The sequence below is a fragment of the Sphingomonas sp. genome (assembly GCF_964263785.1).
Lineage (GTDB): Bacteria > Pseudomonadota > Alphaproteobacteria > Sphingomonadales > Sphingomonadaceae > Sphingomonas.
The window spans coordinates 1-23,649 of record NZ_CAXVWL010000050.1 but is presented as its reverse complement, the minus strand read 5'-3'; the positions used below and the strand labels follow the sequence as shown (position 1 = coordinate 23,649).

General features: G+C 69.3%; 16 protein-coding genes and 3 pseudogenes. 6 read left to right on the top strand and 13 right to left on the bottom strand.

What is annotated here, in order from left to right; genetic code table 11:
* Positions 1 to 7 precede the first annotated feature (7 nt).
* Positions 8 to 139 (bottom strand): hypothetical protein, encoded by a 132-nt coding sequence (locus tag ACE5C1_RS06380; protein ID WP_374943364.1) that lies wholly within the window; start codon positions 137 to 139, stop codon positions 8 to 10.
* Between the two features lie 42 nt (positions 140 to 181).
* On the opposite strand from ACE5C1_RS06380, the pseudogene ACE5C1_RS06375 reads away from it, so the two are divergent.
* Positions 182 to 256: pseudogene (locus ACE5C1_RS06375) on the top strand (hypothetical protein); the annotation flags it as partial.
* A gap of 27 nt (positions 257 to 283) precedes the next feature.
* Here the strand turns inward: ACE5C1_RS06375 and ACE5C1_RS06370 are convergent.
* Both ACE5C1_RS06370 and ACE5C1_RS06365 read right to left on the bottom strand, forming a co-directional pair.
* Positions 284 to 511: a hypothetical protein gene (locus ACE5C1_RS06370; RefSeq protein ID WP_374943363.1), complete on the bottom strand. Its 228-nt coding sequence runs from the start codon at positions 509 to 511 to the stop codon at positions 284 to 286.
* Positions 512 to 572: 61 nt separating this feature from the next.
* Positions 573 to 872 (bottom strand): hypothetical protein, encoded by a 300-nt coding sequence (locus tag ACE5C1_RS06365; protein ID WP_374943219.1) that lies wholly within the window; start codon positions 870 to 872, stop codon positions 573 to 575.
* Positions 873 to 1,058: 186 nt separating this feature from the next.
* Between ACE5C1_RS06365 and ACE5C1_RS06360 the strand changes: the two genes are divergently transcribed.
* Positions 1,059 to 1,244 carry a hypothetical protein gene (locus ACE5C1_RS06360; protein WP_374943218.1) on the top strand — a complete coding sequence of 62 codons (186 nt, stop codon included), beginning with the start codon at positions 1,059 to 1,061 and terminating at the stop codon, positions 1,242 to 1,244.
* A 73-nt stretch (positions 1,245 to 1,317) separates the two neighbouring features.
* On the opposite strand, the gene ACE5C1_RS06355 is transcribed toward ACE5C1_RS06360, so the two are convergent.
* The 7 genes from ACE5C1_RS06355 to ACE5C1_RS06325 all read right to left on the bottom strand — a co-directional run bounded on the left by ACE5C1_RS06355 (position 1,318) and on the right by ACE5C1_RS06325 (position 14,127).
* Positions 1,318 to 2,352, bottom strand: a complete 1,035-nt coding sequence (locus tag ACE5C1_RS06355; protein WP_374943217.1) for a lipocalin-like domain-containing protein — start codon at positions 2,350 to 2,352, stop codon at positions 1,318 to 1,320.
* The gene (locus ACE5C1_RS06350) at positions 2,352 to 4,865 is read right to left on the bottom strand and encodes an FtsX-like permease family protein (RefSeq protein ID WP_374943216.1); all 2,514 of its coding nucleotides are present in this window, start codon (positions 4,863 to 4,865) and stop codon (positions 2,352 to 2,354) included. The genes ACE5C1_RS06355 and ACE5C1_RS06350 overlap by 1 nt, the downstream gene beginning before the upstream one ends.
* Positions 4,858 to 5,553 carry an ABC transporter ATP-binding protein gene (locus tag ACE5C1_RS06345; RefSeq protein WP_374943215.1) on the bottom strand — a complete coding sequence of 232 codons (696 nt, stop codon included), beginning with the start codon at positions 5,551 to 5,553 and terminating at the stop codon, positions 4,858 to 4,860. The genes ACE5C1_RS06350 and ACE5C1_RS06345 overlap by 8 nt, the downstream gene beginning before the upstream one ends.
* Positions 5,554 to 5,601: 48 nt before the next feature.
* Positions 5,602 to 8,640 (bottom strand): discoidin domain-containing protein, encoded by a 3,039-nt coding sequence (locus tag ACE5C1_RS06340; RefSeq protein ID WP_374943214.1) that lies wholly within the window; start codon positions 8,638 to 8,640, stop codon positions 5,602 to 5,604.
* Positions 8,637 to 10,025, bottom strand: a complete 1,389-nt coding sequence (locus ACE5C1_RS06335) for a glucoamylase family protein (protein ID WP_374943213.1) — start codon at positions 10,023 to 10,025, stop codon at positions 8,637 to 8,639. Before ACE5C1_RS06335 ends, ACE5C1_RS06340 begins: the two co-directional genes overlap by 4 nt.
* A gap of 74 nt (positions 10,026 to 10,099) precedes the next feature.
* Positions 10,100 to 13,093, bottom strand: a complete 2,994-nt coding sequence (locus ACE5C1_RS06330) for a carboxypeptidase regulatory-like domain-containing protein (protein ID WP_374943212.1) — start codon at positions 13,091 to 13,093, stop codon at positions 10,100 to 10,102.
* Positions 13,090 to 14,127: a LacI family DNA-binding transcriptional regulator gene (locus ACE5C1_RS06325; protein WP_374943354.1), complete on the bottom strand. Its 1,038-nt coding sequence runs from the start codon at positions 14,125 to 14,127 to the stop codon at positions 13,090 to 13,092. Before ACE5C1_RS06325 ends, ACE5C1_RS06330 begins: the two co-directional genes overlap by 4 nt.
* Positions 14,128 to 14,281: 154 nt before the next feature.
* On the opposite strand from ACE5C1_RS06325, the gene bglX reads away from it, so the two are divergent.
* From bglX to ACE5C1_RS06305, 4 genes are all read left to right on the top strand, one after another.
* Complete coding sequence (bglX, locus tag ACE5C1_RS06320) at positions 14,282 to 16,576, top strand: beta-glucosidase BglX (protein ID WP_374943211.1); 2,295 nt, start codon at positions 14,282 to 14,284, stop codon at positions 16,574 to 16,576.
* Positions 16,577 to 16,778: 202 nt separating this feature from the next.
* Positions 16,779 to 19,970: a bifunctional cytochrome P450/NADPH--P450 reductase gene (locus ACE5C1_RS06315; protein WP_374943210.1), complete on the top strand. Its 3,192-nt coding sequence runs from the start codon at positions 16,779 to 16,781 to the stop codon at positions 19,968 to 19,970.
* A 188-nt stretch (positions 19,971 to 20,158) separates the two neighbouring features.
* On the top strand, positions 20,159 to 21,655 hold the full coding sequence (locus tag ACE5C1_RS06310) for a wax ester/triacylglycerol synthase family O-acyltransferase (protein WP_374943209.1): 1,497 nt from the start codon (positions 20,159 to 20,161) through the stop codon (positions 21,653 to 21,655).
* Positions 21,655 to 22,107 carry a phasin family protein gene (locus ACE5C1_RS06305; RefSeq protein WP_374943208.1) on the top strand — a complete coding sequence of 151 codons (453 nt, stop codon included), beginning with the start codon at positions 21,655 to 21,657 and terminating at the stop codon, positions 22,105 to 22,107. The genes ACE5C1_RS06310 and ACE5C1_RS06305 overlap by 1 nt, the downstream gene beginning before the upstream one ends.
* A 170-nt stretch (positions 22,108 to 22,277) precedes the next feature.
* Here ACE5C1_RS06305 and ACE5C1_RS06300 read toward each other — a convergent pair.
* The 3 genes and pseudogenes from ACE5C1_RS06300 to ACE5C1_RS06290 form a co-directional block, all read right to left on the bottom strand.
* Positions 22,278 to 22,978: pseudogene (locus ACE5C1_RS06300) on the bottom strand (NAD-dependent deacylase).
* Between the two features lie 50 nt (positions 22,979 to 23,028).
* Complete coding sequence (locus ACE5C1_RS06295; protein WP_374943207.1) at positions 23,029 to 23,355, bottom strand: hypothetical protein; 327 nt, start codon at positions 23,353 to 23,355, stop codon at positions 23,029 to 23,031.
* 24 nt (positions 23,356 to 23,379) lie between these two features.
* Positions 23,380 to 23,649: pseudogene (locus tag ACE5C1_RS06290) on the bottom strand (IS630 family transposase); the annotation flags it as partial.

Genomic DNA, 23,649 nt, shown 5'->3' with positions numbered 1-23,649 from the left:
GCCCAGCCTATCGGCGCAGCGCCGGATGCGCAAAGGGCTTATCGAACGCGGCGCGGGTGGGAATGAAGGCGCCGATCGACGCGCCCCCGCGCGAAGCCGGCGTCGCCGCGCTTGCCGCGGCGGTGCTCGCGCTCGTCATCGCCGCGGCGGTCAACCGCAGGTCGCCGCTGGCCGCGATCCGGGCGGGTCGTCGGGCGGCTCGGTCGCGGCGGGCATGCTCCCGGTTGCGCTGGGCTCCGACACCAACGGTTCGATCCGCGTCCCCACGGGCGCTCTGCGGCGTCTATGGCCTGAAGCCCGCGCACGGATCGCTGCCAACGGAGAGCGTGTTTCCTGTCGTCGACCGCTTCGACGACATCGGCCCCTTTGCGACGACGATTGAAACCTCGACGTGGTCTGGAAAGTACTCGGCGGCAAGGCCGTGGCTGCGGGCGAGATCCGCGTCGCCCGCCTCGGCGGCTGGGTCGCGCGCAACGTCTCCGCCGACCTCGCCGACGGGATCGACCGCCATTTCGGCCACCTGCCGTCCGTCACGGTCCCGCAGGTCGACCGCGCCCGCTCCGCCGCCTACATCATGACGGCAGGGGGAGGGCGGCGCCCGCCAACTCCCCGACCTGCGCACCCGCGCGCTCTACTTCGAGCCCGCCACCCGCGACCACCTCATCGCCGGCGCGCTGATGCCCGCCCGCCATCACCTGGACGCGCACCGCTTCCGCGCAACCTTTCGCGCCTCGGTCGCAGCCGCGTTTGCGGATTACGATGTCCTGATCGCCCCCTGCGTCGGCGAGCCCGCCCCGCGCATCGCCGACCCATACGTCACCATCGACGGCGGAACGCGTCCCCGCCCGCGCGCACTTCGGCCTGCCCGTCATCGCGGTGCCCTTGCGCGGCCCCGGCAAGCTCCCGCTCGGCCTCCAGCTCGTCGGCCGGAGGGGCGGGCAGGGTGCGATTTTCGTGTTGGCCGAACGGCCGGAGCTCCAAGGCGTCATCGGGCCGACACCGCCGTATGCCGCGGGCATGGTGGCCGATCATGCAGCATAGCACCACGAGCCTCCGGCATGGTCAACGCCCCCCATCACCTGGCCGCCCAGCAGGCGGGCCGCGACGTGCGGAGCGCTATCGAGGTCGGGGAAGGGGCCGTGCTGCCGGTCCCGACCCACGATCACGCGCTCGACTACCGCCTCGTCGCCGCCGCCCTGGCCTCACGCGCGCCGAAGCCGATGGCATCGCCACCAACCACCTGACCTGCCCGATCGGGCAGCCCGCCATCGGAGGCAAGGCGCCCGCAGTCATCGCCAGGATGGCGCAACGCCCGGCTCAGAGCGACAGCGCGCGGTCGTAGCCGGTCAGCTCCAGATACCCGCGCCCGCCGAGCGTCCTGACCGCGCCCTCCCAGTAGACAGGCAATCCGCTCCGCCGCGCATCGAGCTCCTGCGCCGGGAACAGCGGCGTCAGCGCGAAGGCGCGAACCCCTTCGGGCAGCCGGATGCGCACCTCCTGCGCCACCGGATACACCGCGCCCGTCGCCGCGCTTCGCCACTGCTTCAGCGGCCGGAACATCACGTCGCCCGGCGCCAGCCGCACGACCTGCCCGTTCGCGCGCCGCAGCGACCCTCCGGCCCACAGCACCCCGCCGCCCTTGCGCCGGATACGGAACGCCATCAGCGCCGCACCGTCGTCGAAGTTGATGCCGGTCCAGTCCCACCCCTGCGCCTGCGGTGCCAGGTAATCGGACGACCACTCACGGTCGAGCCACGCTTCGCCGGTCACCCGTGCGCCGTTCAGCACGCCGGCAACGCGCAGATGCGGCATCGAATAGTAACGGCTCGCCTGCTCGGGCAGCGGCCCCTTGCGGCTGTACCCCGCCACCCCCTGCAGCATCGGCGGCTGGGTCGGCGTCAGCATCAGGTCGAACGCGAAGTCGCGCGTCGTCACCCGCGCCGACCAGCGCCCGTCGGGCAAGCGCCGCATCCGCCAGTTGCGGATCGCGACATCGCCGTCGCCGACCTTCGCTTGCGCGATGCCGAATCCTTCGCGTGCAGCGCGGTCGCCATGGAGCAGGTGCCCGACCGCCGGATCGGACAGAGCCGCATGCGCGAACAGCACTTGGCGAGCCGCGAAACGGCTGGGGTTGCCTGCATCCACCGGCGGTCGCGTCCGGAAGAACGTCACCTGAAACCCGCGCTCGCGTCCGTCCGCGGTCTTCAGCCAGCCGGTGACATACCACCATTCGGTCCGGTAATCCGGATGCGCGCCGTGGTCCGCTGGAAACCGGATAGCCACCCCCGGCCGCACGACGGGGTAGGGCGCCACCACCGCGCCCGCCGCCAGCATCGCAATCAGCGCGCGCATCACCAATCCTCCCTGACCGCCAGCACCGCATCGCGCGCCGTTGCCTGCCGCCCCGCCAGCACTGCCGTTCCCGCCGCCGCTCCCGCCAGCGCCGCTACGACGCCCGCCAGCGTCGTGCAGGGAACGATCGTCGTCATGGTCCAGTTGAACGACTGCGGGTTGACGACATGGATCAGCACCTGCGCCAGCACCAGGCCGAGCACCACGCCCGCGACGCCCCCGATCGCCCCCAGGATCGTCCCCTCCATCCCCAGCATCGCGACGATCTGCGCCTCGGCCACCCCCAGATGCCGCAACATCCCGAACTCGCGCGCCCGCGCCACCGTCTGCGCCGACATCGTCGCGGCAACGCCTGCCAGCCCGACCAGGATCGCCACCGCCTCCAGCAGATACGTCACCGCAAAACTGCGATCGAACAGCGCCAGCGCAAACCGCCGCAGCTTGGCGGGTTCCGCGGTCTCGACCTGCCCGCGCAGGTCCGCCGGCAGCCGCGCCAGCAATTCCCGCGACACCGCCGCCGGGTCCGCGCCGGGCGCCAGCGTCACCGAAGCCTCGTCGCGCGTCGCATCCCCGGTCAGCCGCGTATAATCGCGCGCACCGATCGCCACCGCGCCCGCTTGCCGCGCATAGTCGCGCCACACCCCCGCCACCGCGAAGCGCGCACCGCCCGCGACCGGCAGCGCGATGACCTCGCCCGGATCCCAGCCGTACAGCCGCTGCGCAGGCTCCGACACCCACACCGGCGTCGCGCCCGCTGGCAGCGCCTCGGCGCGTGCGATCAGCACCATCGGGCCGGCCTCCGCAGCCCGCGCGATCAGCACGACCGGCGGGCGATCCGGCGCCAGGGTCAGCGGCAACTGACGGCTGAACGCGATGCGCTGCACCCCCGCGGTCGCTGCCAGCCGTTTCTGCGCAACAGGGTCGAACGCCGCCCCCGCGTTGACGCGCAGGTACAGGTCCGACGCCAGCACCTGCCCCAGCCAGGCATCGACCGCGCCGCGGAAGCTGGTTACCATCGTCGCCATCGCGATCATCAGCGCGGTCGATGCGACGATCCCGCACAGTGCGGTCGCCGCTGCGCCCGGGGCGCCGTGAACATGCCGCACCGCCAGCAGCCGCGGCACGCTGGCGCTGTCCCGCACCGCCAGGGGGGAGAGCAACGCCCGCGCCAGCCACGGCACCCCCGCCACGCCGCCGGCCAGCAGCAACGCCATCGCCGCGAAGCCGAACAGCGGCAGCCCAGCGACCGCAGGCAGCACCCCCGCCGCACCGCCCACCACGAGCAACGTCAGCGCGGGCCACCAGGCGACGCGCGCACGCGGATCGACCAGGTCGCCCGCATTCTTCAGCGCCGCCGCAGGTGCCGCACGCGACGCGGCCCGTGCGGGCAGCGCGCTTCCCAGCACCGCCGCCGCCACGCCGAGCGCGAGGAACCCCGCCGCCGCCCAAGGCTGGAACACCACGTGCGAGGCTCCGCCGGCGAAATACCCCGCCCCCAGATCGCCCCCGAACCAGCGCAACGCGCCCCACGCGAGCGCATAGCCCGCCGCCAGTCCGATCCCCGCACCCACCAGCCCGATCGCGAACCCCTCGATCGCCACCGCCGCCACGACTCCGCGCCGCGGCAACCCCAGCGTCCGCACCAAGGCGAACGCCCGCAGCCGCCGGGTCACCGACAGCGACTGCGCCGAGAACACCAGAAACCCTCCGGTCAGCAGCGCGACCAGCGCCAGCATGTCGAGGTTCACCCGATACGCCCGCGACAGCGCATCGCCCTGCGCCGCCTGCGCATCCGCGCTCGACAGCGTCGCGTCCGCTGGCAGGACCCCCCCCAACACCCGCTCGGCGACGGTCCGGTCGGCCAGCGCCAGGTCGATCCGGTCGAGCCGCCCCAGCCGCGCGAACCGCCATTGCGCCGCGGCGATGTCCATCACCCCGACCGCGGCCTCGCCTGCACCGGGCAGCGTTCCCGCAACCGTCAGCGGCACCGTCCGTCCGTTGCCGGTCACCGTTAGCCGCTCGCCCACCCGTGCGCCCGCGCGCGTCATCGCCGCGCGTGACAGGAACAGCGCCGCCTCGTCGAACACGCCATCGGCGCGGGTGTCCGGCCCCTGCGACCGCGCGCCGATCAGCCCCGGCGTCACCTGCGCCGCGCGGATCACGTCGAGCCCCAGGATCGTCACCCGCACCGCCCCGATCCGCGCATCGACGCTGACCACCGGACTCGCATCCGCCACCCCCGCCGCCGCGATCACCCGTGGATAGAGCCATTCGTCGAACCCGAGCGGCGTCGTCGCGCGCACCGTCAGCTCGGCGGCGCCGTTCACCCCGCGCACCGCGCCGTCGAACGACGCCAGCGCCGACCCGTTGACCAGATGCACCGCAAACCCCAGCGCGACACCGACCGCGATCGCGACCGCGGTCAGGACGAAACGCGCCGGATGCGACCGCGCCTCGCCCAACACCAGCCAGATCAGCGCCAGCCGCGAAGCCGCCAGCCCTGGTTCAGCCACGCGGCACCAGCCCCTGTGCGGTCAGGGTCAGCACCCGGTCCGCGATCGCCGCGGTCGCATCCGAATGGGTCACCAGCACCGCCGCCGCACCGCCCTCCCGCACTGCATCCGCGAACAGCGCCAGCACCTTCGCCGCGGTTTCCGGATCGAGGTTGCCGGTCGGCTCGTCCGCCAGGATCAGCGCAGGCCGGTGGACCAGCGCCCGCGCGATCGCCACTCGTTGCAGCTCGCCCCCCGACAGGTCGCGCGCATAGCCGCTGCCGCGCATCCCCAGCCCGACCGCATCGAGCATCGCATCCGCCCGTTCCCCCGCCGCCCGCGCGTCGGGCGACACCAGCGCGAGCGGTAGCGCCACGTTCTGGCGCAGCGTCAGGTACGGCAGGATGTGGAACGCCTGGAACACGAAGCCGATACGCTCGCGGCGCACCCGCGTCCGCGCCGCCTCGTCGAGCGGCCCGAGCGCGACGCCGTCGACCCGCACCTCGCCCGCATCCGCGGTGTCGAGCCCGGCGAGGATGTTGAGCAGCGTCGACTTGCCCACCCCCGATTCGCCGATGATCGCGACGAGCTCGCCTGCGCCTACGACAAGGTCCAGCCCGCGGAACAGCGCCGGCGGCCCCGGCACCGACTTGGCGAGCGCCGCGACTTCGAGCCGGTTGGTGCGTGAAGGCGCAGGATCGATCGTCACGCACCCTCCCTACGCAGGATCGCGGCGGCGGGGGAAGCGGCGATCCGCTTACATACGTGTGCGCCAGCGCACCGTCACCGGCTTGCCCGTCGCCACCATATGGAGCCCGTCGGCGGCGACTTGCGCAGGGCGACCGTCCACCGCCGCGGCGCCCGGCTTGCCCGCGAGCGGCCACGGCAGCACGAAGCCGCCTGCGGGCCGCGCGCTGCCACCGATCGTCGCAACCACCGCGCCGCCCTCCTGCCGCATCGCGAAATCGACCATGCCGACGGTGGTCCGCAACCCCCGAATCGCCGATCCCGCCCCCACCAGCCACCCCGCATCGAGCCCGCCGCCGAGCACGATCGCGCCGTCGCGCTCGAAGGCGAACAGGTCGAGCGCGGCGCGGATGAAGTCCGATGCGACCCACGCATGCGGCATGTCGCCGATGAAGCGCACCTCGCGCGGGTCGCGCCCGACCACCTCCGCCCAGCCGTTCCACGCCGCCGGTCGCCGGTCTGCCATGTACGCATCCAGCAGCCCGTTCGCGCGCGACCGCCAGCCCAGCCGCACGAACGCCGAGACGTTGCGCAGCTCGTACGGCGTATAGTCCTTCCAGTCCGCGCCCGGCTGAGTCCGCGCGATCACTCGCGCCCATTGCCGCGCAAAGGTGTTGGCCAGCAGCGTCGGGTCGAGCCGCGCCTGCTCGCCTGCCGGATCGAGCGCCATCGTCGTCGATGTCGCGTCGAAATCGCCGAGACTCGTCGCGCCGGGGATGAAGTCGATCCCGAACCGCTTCACCGACGCCCCGATCGCCGCGTGCACGTCGCCGGCGAACTGGTCCCTCTGCCCAGCGATCGCCGCTGCCTCGGACTTGCCCAGCACCCGTGCCACATCGGCTGCATCCTTGTACCCGGTCAGCGCCCAGAAATCATCCCACAGGCTGTACTGCACCGCGGCCGAATAGCCCTCATGGCTGATCGACGGCGGCATCAGCCCGTAGCGCACGCTGCCGATATTGGCCGCGGTCCGCTCCGATTGCCGCAACCCCTCCATGTACCGCCGCGCCGCATCCAGTCGCGGCCAGTCGCGCGCCAGTGCCGCGCGGTCGCCGGTGAAGCGGTAGAGCTGCGTCACCAGATGGATGTATTCGCCGTGCGAATCGTTTTCCGGCACCGGATCGGAACCGCGCGCATCGACGCAGCACGGCACCTTGCCGCTGTCGAACAGATAGCCGCCATACCAGTCGGCGAACGCTCGCGCAGGCGCGCTTACCCCCAGCCGCAGCAAGGTGTCCGACATCATCGCCCCGTCGCGGATCCAGCTCCGGTCGTACGACCGCGTGCCGGGCTTCAGCGCCGCCCCGTCGCGGCTCATCAGCACATGCGCGAGCGCGGTGCGCACCGTATCGGCGATCGCTTGCCTGGCCGGCGGCACCGTGATCGCGACCCCGCCGAGCGTCTCGCGCCACGACGCGACGGTATCGGCGCGCGCGCGATCGAATGCGGTGCGGTCGATCGGCGGCGCCGGTGCGAAAGGCACGACGACCGGCACGTCGGCGCTCTCGCCGGGCGCGAGGTCGAAGTCGTAGGCGAGGTAGGCCGAGGCGAGCCCCGTGGCGTCGTCCACGCGCGTCTGCTGTGGCGCCGACGGGGATGACGGGACCAGCGCACCTCGGTCGAACGCGCGCACGTCGACCGCCGAAGGTGCCATCAGCGGCTGTACCTCGCGCGTCACCGCCGGATCGCCCTCGATCGCCCCCGGGCCAGTCACCGCCAGCGCCGCACCGTCCCACGCGATCCGCGAGATCGGGCTGACCCCGCCGATCTGGCTCAGGAACTGCGCGGGCGGGTTCACCTGGAACGGCCGCACCGCCAGCATCAGCCGCAGCGTGCGCCGCGCCGTCCCCGTGTTGGTCATCCGCCACTTCGCCAGCAGCCGCTCGGGTGTGGCGAATACCCCGGTATCGAGCGTCCACCCGCTCGCGCGCCACAGCACATGCGGCAAGGGCAAATAGCCGTCCTCCAGCGACTGGCTCGCGGCCACATCGGCCCAGCCGAAACGATTGCCGTCGGCAATGACGAACGGCTCGATCGAGAACGCCCCCTTGGCGACCTCGACCGCGCCGTCCTCGCCGATCAGCCCGGAGGCGGGGCCGCCGTCGGGCCCGACCAGCGTCCAGTACGATTGCTCGGCGAACCCACGCGGGAAGGTGCCGCGCGGCGCCGCTTTGGCCAGCCCGGCGACAAAGGCGTTCGGGGTCGTGCCCCATGCGGGCGGCTCGACCGTCAGCTCCGCCAGCCGTGCGGCCGGCGCCCCCTTCGGCAACGCCACGCGTAGCCACCGCGTTTCCAGCCCGGCGAGCAGGATCGGGTCGTCGCCGCCGTCACCCTGCTCGACCGTCCGCAAGGTCCGCCAAACGCGGCCATCGTCCGACGCCTCGACCGCATAGCGCGGCGCCCCCCCCAGCCACCGCAGCGTCACCCCGCCCAGCGCCTTCGCACCGCCGAAATCGATCGTCAGCGCCTGGCCACCGCGTCCCGTCCAGGCGCTCGCGGCGTCGCCGTCGATTGCCCGCGCGTCGCTCGCCCGCGGCGTGGGCAGGGGAGGCGCCGGGGGCAGCACCGCATAGCGCAAATCGTCGACCTCGATCCGCCCCGCGCCCCCGTCGCGCCCGCGCACCACCACGATCTCCGCGCGGTCGGTATGCCGCAACACCTTGTCCGCCGCCGGTCCCCAGGCGAACTCGATGTCGCGCGCACGGATCCGCAGCGTCCGCCATTCGGCCGCCGGGCGGAAGTTCGGCACGCGGTACCACCAGACATTTGCGCCGCTCGCGTCGGTGAACTTGATCTGCAGGTCGTTCACCCCGCCGCTGCCGCGCACCCGCAGCGTTACCGTGAAATCCGCAGCCCAGTCGATCGCGATCGGCCGCGCGACGAAGGCATAGCCCGACACCTTGCCGAAATCGTACGCGAGCGTGAGCGCACCGTCGCTCGCCGCCGCGGTCGCCTTTACCCCATCGGATCCTTGGGCCACCCACGGCCCCACCCGGTCGAACGTGTCGAGCGCAACCGGTGCCTGCACCGCGAGCAGCAGCGCGATCACGCCAGCCACCCGCCGGCGAACCCCGCGAGCACCAGCCCGCGCCGGATATGCGGATTGCGCCGCATCGTGTTCCAGATGAGGCCAGTGCGCCAATTCTCGATCCCGCCCAGGATCGGCCCCTGATCGATCCCCAGATGATCGCCGTCGACCCAGCCGACCCCCGGCACGATCGCCCCGTGCCGCAGCGGCGCCGCCGGATCGGTCAGCGTCGGGTTGAACGAATCCCGAAAGCCATAGCGCGCGTAGATGCCGCGCCCGTAGCGCGCCTGCATCGCGCGGGCCGCGGGCACCACGATCTCGGGCGCGAACGCGATCGACCCCAGCGCGGCGGTCGGCGCGATCGTCCCGTCATCGCGGTCGCCGGGCCCACGCGCCGAATAGCTGAAGAACTCGCGCGTGCGCCCGCCGACCGCCATCGTGAAGTCGCCGGGCCCATCGCACGCGGTCAATCCCCAGCAGTCCGCGCCATATCCTGCGAACCCGCCGGCATTGGCGATCGCATAGCCGCGCTGCGCATAGGTCGCGCGCCGGGTGTTCTCGAAATAGTCGATGCCACGTCCGGCGATATACGGGTCGCGGATGCCGCGGAAATCGACGAACATGTGGCTGTACTGGTGCCCGAACAGCGGCGGGAAATGCAGGTACGCCTGCCCGTAGCGGTCGGTCCAGCTCGCATCGAACCGCTGCGTCAGCGCCGTCCACGCCGAGGGCGGCACGGCATGCGTCGGCGACGCCAACGCCAGGACATAAAGCAGCATCGCCTCGTTATACGTGTCCCAGTCGCTGGCGATGAACCCGGTTTCGGGATGCCAGCCCATGCCGACGAACGTGCCGCGCGGCACGATCCACGTCCAGTCGACCGCGCGGTACAGGTCCTCCGCCAGCGCGCGGATGCGTCGCTCCTGCGCGTCGTCGTCGCCGAACCAGGTCTGCGCGAACAGCACGCCCCCCAGCAGCAGCGTCGTGTCGATCGTCGATAGCTCGGTCCGCGCGAACCGCAGCCCGGTCTGCATGTCGAGGAAATGGTAGAAGAAGCCCTTGTATCCGCTGACTCCGGTCGCCTCGGGCCCTTGCCGCGCTGCGGCCAGGAACTCCAGGCACGCCAGCGTCCGCGCACGCGCCTCGCCGCGCGTCATCCACCCGTTGACCACGCCGATCGGCCAGGCGGTGAGCGCAAAGCCCATCGCCGCGATCGACGCGAACGACGGCGTCGGCCAGCGGTCACGCGCCAGGCCCGTGCGCGTGTCGGTGGTGTCGCGAAAGAAGTCGAAAGTCCGCCGCTGGATGTCGAGGATCGGGTCGGGCGATCCGCGTGTCGCGCCGCCGAGCGCCAGCCCGGCGACCGCAAGCCCCGAACTTCTCATGAAGTCGCGCCGGTCGATCATGGCCGTGGGTCCTCGTCAGGCAAAAAGCGGGCGGGCGGCGCCTTGGGAGCACCGCCCGCCCGTCAGGGGGAGACTCAGAAGCGATAGCCGACGCGGAACTGAACGCGGCGGGGCAAGGTGAGCAGGCTTGACGCGCTGGTCAGGTCGGCGCGCTGCAAGGGGTCTTGCACCTGACCGGTCTGCTGGTTGATCTGGTTGTTGAAATACCCGTCGAAGCCCGAATAATTCTTGTTGTTGAACGCATTGAACAGATCGACCGCGAAGGTGACTTCGTGCTCGTCGAACAGACGCAAGTGATTCTGCAGCGTCAGATTGACCTCGCAGAACGCGAAAACGCCCTTGATGCAATTCTTGACGGGGTAGCGCGCGGTCACCCGGCCCTTTGTCGGATCGGTCGCGTCGAACACCTGATAGGCCTGGCCGGTGCCAAGGGTGGACAAGGTCGAGAACTGAAATCCTAGCGGCAGGTCTACCAGGCCCGATAGCACGACGCGGTGACGCTCATCGCCCGCACGGGGACGCCAGCCGTAATCGTCGGGGGTGATGCCATCCAGGCTGAACAGATCGCCGCCGTTCTGCTCCCCCTTCGACAGGGTATAGGCGATGTTGAACCCCCAGCCCGACGCTTGGCTGTAATTCTTGTCGAGAGTGACGTAGATCGCCTTGTAGCGGGTATCGAGCCCGTCATACCCGATCAGCGCGTTGGAAAATCCGAACGGCTGCAGCGGCCCGGTGTTGCAGCAGCCGCCCAGCCCGTTGTTGGCGCGGGTCGCGAACAGATAGGTATAGCCGTTCTTGCCGCGGATGTACGAGCCGGTAACCGACGCCTGGAAGATGCCGATCTTCTGCCGCACGCCCAGGCTGAACTGGTCGGTACGCGGCAGCTTGGCATCGTTCAGGTTTGCAAAGAGCTCGGGCAGGCCGGTTTGCGCACTGGCGCGCAGCGCGGCCAGGTTCGTCGGATCGAGGTAGCTGTTGTTCCACACCACGGTCGGCAGACCGGTGTTGGCGATCACGTTGCCGTTGGCGTCCACCGATGGATTGCGCCGTCCGCCATCGCGCGAGAAGTAGAAGACTCCCGCTTGGTATTGATTGCGGAACGTCTCGTCGAGGCTCTGGTTGAAGACGTTGCGGTCGTAATAGCGACCGGCACCGCCGAAGAAGACCGTCGACTGATCGTCCTTGATGTCCCAGGAGAACCCAACGCGTGGCTGGAACGCCTTCCAGAACGCCTTCCTGTTGTTGCCGGTCGAGATGTAATCTTCGGGATCGAAATAGTAGGTCTTGGGCAAGGCGCGCAGCGCGGCGGCGGCGTTCCCTCCGGTGACATAATCGTTGTTGAACGGGTTCGTCTCGTAATCCCAGCGCAGGCCGAGGTTGAGCTGAACCGTGCTGGTTATGTCCCAATCGTCCTGGAGGTACAGGCCGACCTGCGTGTCCGATGCGGTGACCCGCGGATTGCCGAGGCCCAGGCGCACTTCGGCGGGAAAGCTGAAGTCGGTGTCGTCGCCGGCGAAGGTAGGAGTGTTGTTGTTGCTGTTCCGGTACAGGTAGCGCCCGGCGGGTGCGTCGGTGCGGTTGATCGTGAAGTCGGTCACGCCCAGGCGAACGCCCGCCTTGAGGACGTGATTATCCACGCCCGAATAGGTGAAGTCGTCGCGACCGGTCCAAACCTGCTGGACATATTGGCGGGTTGAATCCTTGCCTCCGAAGGTGACGACGCCGTCATACACCTGGGTCGGCAGGTTCGGGTTCAGCGCACTGGGGTTAAAATCGGAATTGACGAACGACAGGTTGAGCTCGTTGACGAAGCTGTCGCCGGTGTACGTCCATTTGCCGAGATAGCTGTCGACGCTGTTGAGCTTGTTCTCGGCCGCTTCGAATGCGGTCGAGCCGTTGCCGAAGCCCTGGATATCGCTTTCCGACCGGCGGCTATAGCTGATGTCGAACGTCTGCCGGTCGTCGGGCGTGAAGGTCAGTTTGCCGAAGTAGAAGTCCGCCCGGAATGGACTGACGAACGAACCTTCATATCGGCCGAAACGGGCGAGATTGTCGGGCGTGCGGTTGCCCAGTCGGACGGTGAACGCGCGGTCCTGATCATTGCCTTCATACGCACCGAAGAAGAACAGCTTGTCCTTGATGATCGGCCCGCCGAGCGACACGCCATATTGCTTGCGCTTGAACTCCGGCTCCGCGTTCCCGTTGCGCTTGTCGAAGATCGACTTGGCGGACAGACTGCGCCCGGTATACTGGCCGAACGCTTCGCCGTGCAATGCGTTTGTGCCCGATTTCGTGACGGCGGTGACGATCGCTGCACCCGCCTGTTCGTACTCGGCCTTGAAATTCTGGGTCAGCACGCGGAATTCGCCCACTGCGAGCTGGCCGAACGGATTGCCGCGGCTGTCCTGCTGACCGGCGACGCCGCCTTCGAGCACCTGGTTCTTCAGGCTGACGCCGTCGATGAAAACGTTCACCCCTGCGCGCGTCGAAGCGCCCGACTGGATGCCCTTGTTGGTCTCGCTGTCGACGTAGACGACGCCCGGCGCCAGCGCGGCAAAGCTCAGGAAGTTGCGATCGGTCTGCGGCAGGTTGCGGATCTGCGCCTGGCTGACATTGGTGGCGATCTCGCTCGTGCGGGTTTCGACAAGGCGGCCGGCGGTAACCACAATATCTGTGCCGCTGCCCGCTGCCCCGGTCGCCGCGGAGACCTCCGCGCCCGGGGCCGCCAGGTCTGCATCGAGGGTCGCGGACTGGGCCACGCCGACCGTCACGACCTGGCTGTAGGTTTCGCCGTTTGCCCCTGTGAAGGTGACGGTGTAGCCGCCCGGACGGACGCCATTCAGCGTGTAATTGCCGTTCGCATCCGCTGTGGCGCGAAACGTCTGGTTGGTTGCTTCGCTCACCGCGACCACGGTGGCGCCCGCCGACGCGGCTCCCGCCGCATCGCGCACCTGCCCACGCACGCTGGCAGTGGTGGTCTGTGCCGCGGCCGGCGTGATCGCCACGGTGGCCGCCGCGACCAGTGCGGTGCTCGCCAGCAGCAGCCGAAGCGTTTGGTACGTCCTCATGACAATATTCCCCTGTTTGGCCCGCTATCCGGGCTTGTTGTTGATCCTGCGTGTGCCGTCGTCTCGCGCGGCACCAATTCGGGCATCGCCTGTTCGATGGCATGGTCCGTGTCGCCCGCGATCGCCCCCGCCAGCCGCGCGATGGCGCGCGCGCCGATCCCGGCGATGCCGGTACGCATCGTCGTCAGCGTGGGCGAGACCAGGCGTGCGAGCGGGATGTCGTCGAACCCCGCCACCGCGATCTGCCCGGGCACCGCGACGCCCGCGCGACGCAGCGCCATCAGCGCGCCGATCGCCATCATGTCGTTGGCCGCGAACAGCGCATCGACCGCGGGGAGGTCGCGCAGCAGCACCGCCGCCGCCGCCGCGCCCGATTCCTCCATGAAGTCGCCCGGGATGATCCGCGGGGGCAGCCCGTGGCGGTCGATCGCGGCGCGATAGCCTCCGGCGCGCTCCTGCGCCTCGATATTGCCGTCGGGACCCGACAGGTGGACGATCCGCCGCCGTCCGCCCGCCACCAGATGGTCGACCATCGCCGCGGCGCCTGCGGCATTGTCGATGCGGATTTCCGGCCGCTGCTCGTGGTGCCGTGCGCAATTGACCAGCACCACCGGCAGCCCGGGCGGCAGCTGCGCGAACAGCAGGTCGGGGTCGACGTGCGGCGCCATCACCACCATCCCGTCGACCCGCCCACGCATCGTGTGCAGCGCCTCCACCGCGCGCGCGGCATCGGCGTGCATGTTCGACAGTAAAAGTTGCAGTCCGCGGTTCGAAGCCTCCCGGTCCATCCCGCGCAGGAATTCGGAAAAGAACTCGCCGTGGATGTCGGGCAGGACGATGCCGATCGCGTTGGCACGCGCCAGGCTGAGATTGCGCGCGCCCGCATGCGGGACGTAGCCGAGCGCCGCCGCCGCCGCCTCGACTCGGGTCCTGAGCGCCGCGCGGACGTTGTCGTGGCCGTTCATCACGCGGGACACCGACGCGACGGACACCGCCGCTTCGCGCGCCACGTCGCGGATGGTGGCATTCGGCATCGCGGTCGTCGTCCCCTCCTGCGCCTCGCCCCGGGTCACGATGCCCGGTCGATCACGTCTTGATGTAACCGGTTACATCATCCACAAACCCGGTTCAAGGCCGCACGGCATCCGCTACAGCGGGCAGATCGGGCGCAACGGAAGAGGGTGACGGATGGACGATCGGCAGATCACGCGGCGTGCGGCGATCCTCGGCGCGGCGGCGACCGCGGCTTGGGCGACCAGTCCCGCGCGCGCGCTGCTCCAGACGGTGGGCACCGCCGCACTGCCGCCGCGGGTCGAGTCCCTGCTCGCGCAGATGACGCCGGAGGAAAAGGCGGGTCAGCTCACCCTCAACGCCGCCACCTGGGCAGGCGGCGCCGCGACCGCTCTCAACCCGGCCGGCGCCGCGGCGACCTTCGACGCGCAACTCGCCGAGGTCCGCGCCGGGCGCCTGACCGGCGTCTTCAACGGCAACGGCGCGGTGATGGCGAAGCAGATGCAGACCGCGGCGATGCGCGACTCACGGCTGAAAATCCCGCTGATCTTCGCCGCCGACGTCATCCACGGCTTCCGCACCGTCTTCCCCGTGCCGATCGCCGAAGCGGGCAGCTTCGATCCCGACCTCGCCCAGCGCACCGCGCGCGTCGCCGCCGCCGAGGCGGCAGCGGCGGGGATCGACTGGACCTTCGCACCGATGGTCGACATCGGCCGCGACCAGCGCTGGGGCCGGGTGGTCGAGGGGGCGGGGGAGGACGTCTTCCTCGGCCGCGCCATGGCCGCGGCGCGGGTCAAGGGGTTCCAGGGCACGCGCGGGCTCGCCGCCGACGACGCGGTGATGGCCTGCGCCAAGCATTTCGCGGCCTATGGCGCGGCGGAGGCGGGGCTCGACTACAACACCGTCGACGTTTCCGAACGCACCCTGCGCGAAATCTATTTCCCGCCGTTCCAGGCTGCGTTCGACGCCGGCGCGCTGTCGGCGATGGCGTCGTTCAACGAGCTGTCGGGCGTGCCCGCGACCGGCAACCGCTGGCTGCTCGACACCGTCCTTCGCCGCGAATGGGGCTTCGGCGGCGTGGTCGTCTCCGACTACACCGGCGACGAGGAGATGATCGCGCACGGCTTCGCCGCTGACGCACGCGAGGCGACCAAGCTCGCCTTCCTGGCAGGCACCGACATGAGCATGCAGTCGGGCTTCTACATCACGCACCTCCCCGATCTGGTGGCGAAGGGCGAAGTGCCGATGCAGCGCCTCGACCAGGCGGTGCGCCGGGTGCTCGCGGTCAAGGTCGCGCTCGGGCTCTTCGACGATCCCTTTCGCCGCATCTCGCCCGCGCGCGAAAAGACCCGCATCCGCACCACCGCCAACCTGAAACTCGCGCGCGAAGCCGCGCGCCGCTCGATCGTGCTGCTCAAAAACGACGGCGACCTCCTGCCGCTCCCCCGCGCGGGCAAGCGCATCGCGCTGATCGGCCCCTTCGCCAGCGGCCAGCACGACCTGATCGGCCCGTGGAACGTCTACGGCACCGATGCCGAGGCGGTCGATCTCGCCACCGGCGTCCGCGCCGCCGTCGCCGACGCGTCGCTGGTCAGCGTGACGGCGGGCTCCGCAGTCGATGCCCCGATCCCCAGCGGCATCGACGCCGCGGTCGCCGCTGCCAAGGCCGCCGACGTCGTCGTCCTCGCCATCGGCGAGAGCCAGGGCATGTCCGGCGAAGCCCAGTCGCGAACCGCCATCGTCGTGCCCGCTGCTCAGCAGGCGCTCGCCGAAGCCATCGCGGCGACGGGCAAGCCGGTCGTGGTGCTCCTGCGCCACGGCCGCGCACTCGCGCTGGAAGGCGCGGTGCTCAACGCCCCCGCGATCCTGGCGACTTGGTTCCTCGGCTCGCAATCGGGTCCCGCCACCGCCGACATCCTGTTCGGTGTCGAGAGCCCGTCGGCACGCCTGCCGGTCAGCTTCCCGCACGCGACCGGGCAGGAGCCCTATCATTACGACCACAAATCCACCGGGCGCCCCAACCCGCCGGGACCGTTGTCAGAATATAAGGCGCATTACCGCGAAGCCCCCAACGCCGCGCTCTTCCCCTTCGGCCATGGGCTCACTTATGGCCGGATCGCCTATTCGGGCCTCGACCTCGGCACCGCAACGCTGGCGCAGAACGGCACGTTGACGATCCGCGCGACCGTCACCAACTCGGGGACCGCCGCCGCAGTCGAGGTCGTCCAGCTCTACATCCACGACGTCGCCGCCAGCATCACCCGGCCGGTGCGCGAGCTGAAGGGCTTCAAGCGCGTGTCCCTCGCTCCCGGCGCGAGCGCGGAGGTGACGTTCACCCTGCGCCGCGCGGACTTGCTGTTCGTCGGACAGGATCTGAAATCCACCGTGGAGCCGGGCCGCTTCGACCTGTGGATCGCACCCTCCGCCCAGGCCGAAGGGGTAAGGGGGACGTTCGTTCTAAGCGAAACCTGATACCTCCCCGGCACGGGGAGGGGGACCGCTCGCGAAGCGAGTGGTGGAGGGGCAGCCCAAAGCGGCATCCTCTGTGGCTGCCCCTCCACCAGCCTGCGGCTGGTCCCCCTCCCCGTTCCGGGGAGGTAAAGGTTGAGCTTGTGCCCGCATTGCATCCCCACGCCCGCTATGGTGAGGTGCGCGGAACGGCGAGAGGACGAGCATGGCGGCCACGGCACCCGAACGGCACAGCGTGCCTGCGCCCCCGGGGCTGCCGGTCGTCGGCCACCTCCACCAGATCGCGCGCGCCGGGCTGGTCGGCCACCTCCTCGCGGTCAGCCGCCAATATCCCGACGGCATCTTCAAGCTCCGTTTCGGCAGCCGCGTCTCGCTCTTCGTCACCCATCCCGATCTCGTCGCCGAACTCTCGGACGAGACCCGCTTCCGCAAGATGCCCGGCCCCGGCTTGCGCGTCGTCCGCAAGTTCGCCGGCGACGGCCTGTTCACCGCGTTCAGCGAGGAGCCGAACTGGGGCAAGGCGCACCGCATCCTGCTCCCCGCCTTCTCCAATCGCGCGATGCGCGGCTATTTCGACATGATCGTCGAGGTCTGCGACCAGCTGATCGCCAAATGGACGCGAGCGAGCGGCACCGACGTGCTTGTCGCCGACGACATGACTCGCCTGACGCTCGATTCGATCGCGATCGCGGGGTTCGGCCACCGCTTCGACAGCTTCGAGCGCGAGGAGCTCGACAGCTTCCTCCTCGCGCTCGGCCGCGCGTTGCAGGAGTCGCTCGCCAAGCTGACGCGGATGCCGTTCCAGAAGCCCTTCGCCAAGCGCGCGGAGGCGCAGTTCGACGCCGACATCGCCGAGATGAACGCGCTGGTCGACGGCATCATCGCCGATCGCCGGGTGAACCCGACGGATGGCCGCGACCTGCTCAACCTGATGATCGACGCGGTCGATCCGGAGTCGGGCGAAAAGCTCGACGACGTCAACATCCGCTACCAGGTGCTGACCTTCCTGATCGCCGGGCACGAGACCACCTCGGGGATGCTGACCTTCGCCTTCCACCACCTCCTGCGCACCCCCCACGTCCTCGCGCAGGCCTATGCCGAGGTCGACCGCGTCCTCCCCGGCGACAGCCGCCCCGACTACGCGCAGGTCGCCAAACTGGAGGTTATAGAGCGCATCCTCAAGGAAGCGCTCCGCCTGTGGCCGACCGCCCCATCGTTCAGCCTCGCGCCGTTCGAGGACACCGTGATCGGCGGCAAATGGACGATGCGCAAGGATCGCCCCGTCAACGTCTTCGCCCCCGGCCTCCACCGCAGCCATGCCGCCTGGGACGACCCCGAAGAGTTCGACATAGACCGCTGGCTGCCCGACCGCGAAGCCGCACGCCACCCCCATGCCTACAAGCCCTTCGGTAACGGTGAGCGCGCGTGCATCGGCCGCCAGTTCGCTTTGGTCGAGGCCAAGATCGCGATGGCGATGATGCTGCGGTCGTTCGCGATCAGCGACCCGCACAACTACCGGCTCCGCATCAAGGAAACGCTGTCGATCAAGCCCGACGACTTTTACATGCGCGTCCGCCTGCGCCAGCCCCACGAGCGGATCGCCGCCGCGCCAGCCGAGGTCTCGCAGAACACCGCCGTCGCATCGGTCGTGGGAACGGGACAGGCGTTCGCCGTCCTCTACGGCTCGTCGCTCGGCACCGCCCGCGACATCGCCGAGGAGATCGCCGAACGCGCCCGCGTCGACGGCTTCGACGTCGTGACGCGATCGATGGACGACAGCTTGAAGGGCGGCGCGCGCCCACAGGACAAGGTCGTCGTCATCGTCACCGCGACCTACAACGGTCGCGCCCCCGACACCGCGATCGAGGTCGAACGCGCTTTGGACGCGGGCGCATTCGATGATGCGGACTGGTCGGGCGCGCGCTACGCGGTGCTCGGCATCGGCAACAGCCAGTGGCCGAACTACCAGCATTTCCCCAAGCGCATCGACGCGGTGATCGAGAAAGCCGGCGGAACCCGCCTCGTGCCCCGCGCCGAAGCCGACGGGCAGGGCGACTTCGACGGTGCGGTCGCAGGCTTCGTCCGCTCGCTCTGGAGCGCGCTCGGCAGCGAAGCCGCCCCCGCCGAACCGCAGGCGACGCTCAGCCTCGTGCCCGTCGACGCCGCCGACACCCGCGCCGCAGCGCTACCCGCGCACGCGCAACGGCTGGAGATCGTCGCCAACGACGAACTCGTGAAGCCTGCCGACGGTCTGTGGGACTTCGCGCTCGAACCCCCGCGCCCCTCGACCCGCCTCATTCGGGTGCGGCTCCCCGAGGGCCAACGCTATCACACCGGCGACCACATTGCGGTCTACGCGCGCAACCGCCCCGAACTGGTCGACCGCGCGCTCGCTCGCCTCGACGCAGACGGCGCGGCGCTGCTCCAAGTCGAAGGGCAGGGCGGTCGCTTCCGCCACCTGCCCACCGGGCGCACCGTAACGGTCGCACAACTCCTCGGAGATTTCGTCGAATTGTCCGATCCCGTCTCGCGCCGCGCCATCGCCGCGGTCGCCGCCCAGACCCGCTGTCCCGACACCAAGCGGCGACTGGAAACGATCGACGACGCCGCGTTCGACGACCTCACCGCAAAACGCACGACCCTCCTCGACCTGCTCGAAGCCCATCCCGCCGCCGAACTCTCGCTCGACAGCCTCGTCGAGCTCTCCGCCGCGATCGCCCCGCGATTCTACTCGATCGCGTCCAGCCCGCTTGTCGACAGTCAGATCGCCGACCTCATCGTGGGCACGATGGCCGCCCCGGCGTGGTCGGGCCTCGGCGAGCACCGCGGCTTCGCCAGCGGCTACATGGCCGGCGTCGAGCCCGGCGCGCAGGTGTTCGGCTACGTCCGCCGCCCCAACCCGCCCTTCGCGCCGCCCGAAGACCCGACCACGCCGATGATCCTGATCGGCCCCGGCACCGGCTTCGCGCCGTTGCGCGGGTTCCTTCAGGAACGCGCGCGCCAGAAAGCAGACGGGCAGGAGGTGGCGACGTCGCTCCTCTTCTTCGGTTGCCGCCACCCCGACCACGACTGGATCTGCCGCGAAGACATGGAACGCTGGCAGCGCGAAGGCATCGCCGAACCGTACCTCGCCTTCTCCGCCGTCCCCTCCCACCCCTGGCGCTTCGTCCAGGACGCGCTCTGGGCCGAGCAGGAGAAGGTCTGGGCTGCGCTCCAAGCAGGCGCGAACGTCTATCTCTGCGGCGACGGCAAGCACATGGCCCCCGCCGTCCGCGACACGCTCATCCGCATCCGGATGCAGCAGGCGGGCGATGAGCACGCGCAGAGCTCTGAATGGCTCAACACGATGATCGAGGAAGGCCGCTTCCACCAGGATGTATTCGGCTTCGGCAAATAGGGGCTTGCAATGTTGGAACGAATATCGTGTTTCGCCCCCAACGTGTTGACATAGAACAGAAAGTCCTATCTCCGAAAACGCGCATTGGCCTCACCTTAGCCTCACCTTCCAACCGTAAGAGCGCTTGCGCAACGGGCTTCACCGGTTCAGCATGGGTCCCAAGCGCAACGGCGCAGCAGGAGAGGCCCATGCAGCAGTTGAGCGGACAGGATGCGTCGTTCGTCTATCTGGAGACCCCGCACACCCCGATGCACATCGGCTCGGTCGGCATCTACGACCCCGCGACCGCGCCTGGCGGCTTCGTCCGCTTCAAGGACATCCTGAGCTTCGTCGAAAGCCGCCTGGCCGGCGCGCGCAGCTTCCGCCAGCGTCTCGTCCGCGTCCCCTTCGACCTCGATCACCCCTATTGGATCGAGGACCCCGAGTTCGACATCGAATTCCACGTCCGCCACATCGCTTTGCCCAAGCCCGGCGACTGGCGTCAGCTTTGTATTCAGGTCGCGCGCCTCCATGCGCGCCCAATGGACCTCACCAAGCCCTTGTGGGAGTTCACCATTGTCGAGGGGCTCGACAACGTGGAGGGGCTACCCCCCGGCTGCTTCGCGCTGGTCAGCAAGGTCCATCACGCCGCCATCGATGGCATGAGCGGCGTGGAAATGTCCGCCGCGGTCCACGATCTCGACGCGTCGATGACCCCGCCGACCGCCAACGACGACTGGGCGCCCGAGCACATGCCCAAGGTCGCCGACCTGCTCGCGCGCAGCTATTTCAACAGCTTGGTGCAGCCGATGCGCGTCATGGAGACGATCGGCCGCTCGCTCCCCGGCATCGCCCGCCTCGGGACGCAAGTCGGCAAGGGCGACGTCAGCATCCGCAACGCGCGCCCGGCCCCGAAAACGCGCTTCAACGGCAAGGTCTCGGGCCACCGCGTCTGGGATGCCTTGCCCTTCAAGCTCGCCGACATTCGTGCCATCAAGGATGCGGTCCCCGGCGCGACCGTCAACGACGTCGTCCTGTCGATCGTCGGCGGGGCCTTGCGCGCCTACCTCCAGGGCAAGGACGAGCTGCCCAAGGACACGATGACCGCGATGGCCCCGATCTCGGTCCGCGCCGAGGGGGAGAAAGCTGCGCTCGGCAACCTCGTCTCGGCGATGGTCGTCGGGCTAGGCACCCAGATCGAGGACCCGCTCGAACGCCTGCGCTTCGTCCACGACGAAGCGGTCAATTCCAAGGCGATGACCCATGCGGTCGGCGCCAAGACGCTTGCCGACTACAGCCAACTCATGCCCTCGGGTCTCGCCGGGCTCGCAGCTAGGCTCTACACCCGCGTCGGCGCGGCGAACGCCCATGCGCCCGTCTTCAACTGCGTCGTCACCAACGTCCCCGGCAGCCGCGTACCGATGTATTTCGCGGGTGCCCGAATGGTCGGCATGTACGGCACCGGCCCGGTGTTCGACGGCATGGGGCTGATCAACCCGGTCTACAGCTACGGCGACACCATCGCGATCTCCTTCACCTGCGACCGGGCGATGATGCCCGATCCCGAGGCGTACGCAGCCGCGCTAAGCGCGAGCTTCGAGAAGATGAAGGCCGCGGCGGTGAAACCAAGTGCCGCGCCGCCGGTTGAGGAAAACGACAACCCGCCCGCCGCTAAGGTGCGTGCGCGCAGCAAAGGAGCAGCATGATGGCCGAAGACTCGCACGAAGGCATCGACCAGGCCGCCAACGCGACCAAGTCCGCCACCGACCGCGCCGCAAACGTCGCCAAGGACGCCGCCGACAAGATGCGCGCCGGCGCCGAAACCGCGCGCCAGACCTTTCAGGACAAGGTCGTCGAACCCGCCCAACGCGCGGGCGAGGCGATGAAGGCCTCGGGCCAGAAGATCGCCGAGGGTGGCTCGAACATCGGCGTCAAGATGATCGACCAGGCCGAACAGAACGCCCGCGAAGCCTTTACCGCGATGCGCGAAGCCGCCGCCGCCAAAGACCTCTCCGACGTGATGCGCATCCAGGGCGATTACCTGCGCGAACAGGGCAACCGCTCGATGGCGCAGGCCAAGGAGATCGGCGACCTCATCATGCAATTCGGCCGCGATGCGGTGGCACCGCTGCGGGGTGGAGGCACTGGGCAAGAGTAACGAACAGCCCGCCCAGGCGCGAGACGTCGCCGCACATACTCCGTCACCCCGGACTTGTTCCGGGGTCGAGGGTTCCGCGGGCGAGAACTTTAAGCCTTCGACCTTAATGCCTGCCGCGCGCTGGACCCCTGAACAAGTCCGGGGTGACGGATGAACCAGAACCGGTCGCGCTACCCTCCCAACACCTCCTCCACCCATTCCGGCACCAACACCCCCGCCAACCCGAACCGGCTCTCCCCAAACCACCCGCTCCCAGCGGAAGGTTCCAGGTTGATCTCCAAAGTCGCCGCCCCAGCCTCCGCTGCCACCCGAACGAACCCCGCCGCGGGATACACCGCACCCGAAGTCCCGATCGAAACGAACAGATCGGCCCGCGCCAGAGCCGCTTCGATCGCATCCATGTGGTACGGCATTTCTCCAAAGAACACGATGTCGGGTGCAACGCCCGCGCCCCGCAAGCCCCGCACACCGCTCCCGGCGGCAGCTCGCCGGTCCAGCGAACCGCCTCGCCACACCGCGCGCACAGCGCCGATTTCAGTTCGCCATGCATATGCAACAACCGCCGAGCCCCCGCGCGGTCGTGCAGGTCATCGACATTCTGCGTCACCACCAGCAACTCACCCGTCCATTCGGCATCGAGCCGCGCCAAAGCCAGATGCGCAGCATTGGGCGTCACCTTACCAAGCGCCGCCCGCCGAGCATCGTAGAACCGGTGCACCAACTCCGGATCGCGCGCCAAGGCCTCGGGGGTGCAAACGTCCTCGACCCGATGCCCCTCCCACAATCCGCCCGGCCCGCGGAACGTAGCGATGCCGGACTCTGCGGAGATACCCGCGCCGGTCAGGATAACGATGTTGCGGATTGTGCTCATGCCGCTCAATCTACAGGCTGATCAACGCCGATCGTTTTGGAAAGCGAACGTTACGAACCGAGCCGTCGCGCGGCAATGCCGACAGAGCTTATCGTCACGTAATGGCCTACTTCCTGCTCATCCAAAGGCGGTGCCCATGCCGTTGGAAACGCCACATTTAGTTCAAGCGGTGGTCGCGCTGTCTGCAATGGCCCGAAGAACACGTCAAAAAGCCCTCGCTTTACCATAGTGGAAACAAACGCGACGCGATCTTCATGTGGCCATTCCGGTCGACGACTATTAAAATGCCAGTCAACTTCCCAAAGGCCGTAGAAATCATCATCGTGCTCGCTGAGCAGCGAGATTTCGTCCGTGCTAAGATCTTCGAATGCGATCATTTGCACCCCCAGGCTTGCAGCAAGCTAGTGGATCGATTCCAACGCTTGGTGCCCACGCCGGACGGCGGCGATGATCCGATCGGGGTCGGCGGTCCACTGGAAGGGCTGGGGGTTGGTGGCGTTGTGCTCGGCGACGAAGCGGTCGATGGTGGGCTGGAGGTCGACGAGCGAGTGGAACGCGCCGCGCTTCAGCCGGCGCCGGGCGAGCCTGGCGAAGAAGCCTTCAACGGCGTTGAGCCAGGAGCAGGACGTCGGCGTGAAGTGGAAGGTGAAGCGCTGGTGGCGGTCGAGCCC